Below are 3029 nucleotides of genomic sequence, written 5' to 3' on the forward strand. Positions count from 1 at the left end.
AGTCCATTGATGACTTCGAGAAGGATCTGAAGGGCAACCTTTATAAGATCTGGAACAGAATGTCGTCAGGGACGTACTTTCCGCCGCCGGTGCGTGCGGTCGAGATCCCCAAGACATCGCCGGGAGGCGGTGTGAGGACCTTGGGTGTGCCCACGGTGGCCGACAGAATTGCCCAGACCGTAGTGGCCAGGCATCTCATGGAACGGGTTGATCCCGTATTTCATGAGGACTCCTATGGCTACCGGCCTGGGCGGTCAGCATTGGATGCGGTGGAGCGCTGCCGTGAGCGTTGCTGGAAGAGGGACTGGGTCATCGATCTCGATGTCCAGAAGTTCTTCGACAGCGTCCGGTGGGACCTCATCGTCAAAGCCGTGGAGGCGCACACCGATGCCGGTTGGGTGGTTCTGTATGTGAAGCGGTGGCTCCAAGCGCCGCTGCAACTGCCTGACGGCACCTTGCAGGTGCGAGATCGGGGAACCCCACAGGGTTCAGCGGTTTCACCCGTGTTGGCGAACCTGTTCATGCACTATGCGTTCGATACGTGGCTGGCGCGGAAGTGGCCGGGCATCACCTTCGAGCGCTATGCCGACGACGCAGTCGTGCACTGCGTATCGGAGCGTCAGGCCCGCGATGTGTTGGCCGCGCTGATGGACAGGATGGAGGAGGTCGGGCTGCGACTGCATCCCGACAAAACCAAGATCGTGTATTGCCGGGACGGGAAGCGCCAACGGCCCTTCGGGCAGACGGAGTTCACCTTTCTCGGGTACACGTTTCGCGCGTGCGAGAGCCGGAACAAGCACGGACGGCGGTCAACATCGTTCGAGCCGGCGATCAGCAAGGAAGCTCTGAAGAGGATCAGTGCGGAAGTCAGAAGTTGGCGGCTCCACACTCGGTCCGACCTCTCCTTCGTAGAACTCGCGCGACGGATCAATCCGATCGTGCGGGGCTGGATGCAGTATTTCGGCCGGTTCTACCGGTCGGCACTGACACCCCTCTTGATGCGCATCAATGCCTACTTGGTGCGGTGGATCCGCCAGAAGTACAAGAAGCTCGCGGCGCTACGGAAAGCACTCCGGAAGATGTGGGAGATCGCCGAACGGTATCCCCGCATGTTCGCGCACTGGAGATGGACTACCATCGCGTCCTCGTCCTGGTGATCAGAGTGGCAAGAGCCGTGTAACGGGAGACTGTTACGCACGGTTCTGTGAGAGCCGAGGGGTGAGATTCCCCTCGGCTACTCGGCAGACCGTCGTGGTGAGCGATGTGGAAAAGGCGCCCGTGAGGCGTCAGGTGGGGATCAGGAAGGCGAGCGCAAGCGAATCGCTGATGACGTGTCGAAAACATATTCAGACGGCATCGAAACTGGGGTGTAGATATGGCTCCAGGACAAGTCTGGCGGACACCCGTCTACTGGCCAGATGGTGCCCGGCATGGAGGCGACGCGATCCTGGTCTGCTGCTTTCGCGTGGAACGTGGGAAGGCGAGCCTCGTGGCCCTGTCCGCACGGTCAGGGCCAGGGAGCGTCCCGTAACGGCGGAAACCGTGAGGGGCTGAGTACCGATGCGGGGCTCGCTGGCGGACCGGCTCGTAGTAGTGATGAAGCCCCTGTAATGGAGGTGGAGCGAAGGGGCCGGGTCATCCGTGGCGTTTCGTTCGATCAACCAGGAGTTCCCTGGGAGGAGTCGCGTGGATGCGCTAAAAGTGCCAGAGAAGTCGTTCGTAATCTCGAAGTGGGAAGTATGGAAGGCATGGGAGAAGGTTAGGGTGAACAAGGGCGCACCAGGGGTGGACGGCTGCACGGTCGAAGAGTTCGAGAAGGACCTGAAGGGAAATCTCTACAGGATCTGGAACCGGATGTCTTCGGGCAGCTATTTTCCGCCTCCGGTGCGAGCGGTGGAGATTCCGAAATCCCATGGCGATGGGGTCAGGACTCTCGGCGTCCCCACGGTCGCGGACAGAGTCGCGCAAACCGTCGTCGCAGCCCGGCTGGAGTGGGAAGTGGAACCAGTTTTCCACCCCGATTCCTTCGGGTATCGACCTGGACGGTCGGCGCTGGATGCGGTGGAGAAATGCCGAGAGCGGACGTGGAAGAAGGACTGGGTTGTCGATTTGGACATCCAGAAGTTCTTCGACAGCGTCCCCTGGGACCTCATCGTCAAGGCAGTGGAGGCTCACGCCGACACCGTTTGGGTGAAGTTGTATGTGGAGCGGTGGCTCCGAGCGCCGCTCCAACTGCCCGACGGCACCCTGCAGAAGCGAGACCGGGGGACCCCACAGGGGTCGGCGGTCTCGCCCGTGCTGGCGAACCTGTTCCTGCACTACGCGTTCGACGCGTGGATGGCGCGGGAGTTCCCCGCCGTCCCGTTCGAACGGTATGTGGACGATGCGGTGGTGCACTGCGTCAGCGAGCGCCAGGCCAGGCAACTGGTGGAGGCGATCGGGAACCGGATGGAGGAAGTCGGGCTGCGTCTGCACCCGGACAAGACCCGGATCGTCTACTGCAAGGACGCGAACCGGCGAGGCGCGTACGCGCAGACGTCGTTCACGTTCCTGGGGTTCACGTTCCGAGCCCGCGCGGCCCGTAGCAGGCACGGGGTGACCTTCCCGTGTTTCCTGCCGGCGGTCAGCAAGGAAGCCTTGAAGAGGATGAGCGCCGAGGTCCGCGGTTGGCGCATTCATCGGCGCACTGGCCACACCTTCGCTCAGCTCGCACGGTTGATCAACCCGATCGTGCGGGGATGGATTCAGTACTACGGGGCGTTCTACCGCTCCGCGCTGGAGCCCCTCCTGCGGCGCATCAACGCCTATCTGGTGCGCTGGATCCGCCGGAAGTACAAGCGGCTCGCGGGCTTCAAGAAGGCCAAGGAATGCTTCCAGGGGATCACGAAGCGATACCCGGGGATGTTCTTCCACTGGCGCTTCGCTCGCCACTTCTGGTGCTCAGGGTGACAAGAGCCGTGTAACGGGAGACTGTTACGCACGGTTCTGCGGGAGCCGGAGGGGGAAGTTCCCTCCGGCTACCCGACCCG

General features: G+C 62.2%; 2 protein-coding genes. Both read left to right on the plus strand.

Annotated features, from left to right (window positions below; translation table 11 throughout):
- On the plus strand, positions 1-1157 hold a 1157-nt coding region (gene ltrA, locus P3T29_RS32410; RefSeq protein WP_280720262.1), incomplete at its 5' end, for a group II intron reverse transcriptase/maturase.
- Positions 1158-1701: 544 nt separating this feature from the next.
- Entirely contained in the window at positions 1702-2949 is a 1248-nt protein-coding gene (ltrA, locus tag P3T29_RS32415; RefSeq protein ID WP_280720263.1) for a group II intron reverse transcriptase/maturase, read from the plus strand.
- The last annotated feature ends 80 nt before the right edge of the window (positions 2950-3029 follow it).

Source organism: Kitasatospora sp. MAP5-34 (genome assembly GCF_029894335.1).
Lineage (GTDB): Bacteria > Actinomycetota > Actinomycetes > Streptomycetales > Streptomycetaceae > Kitasatospora.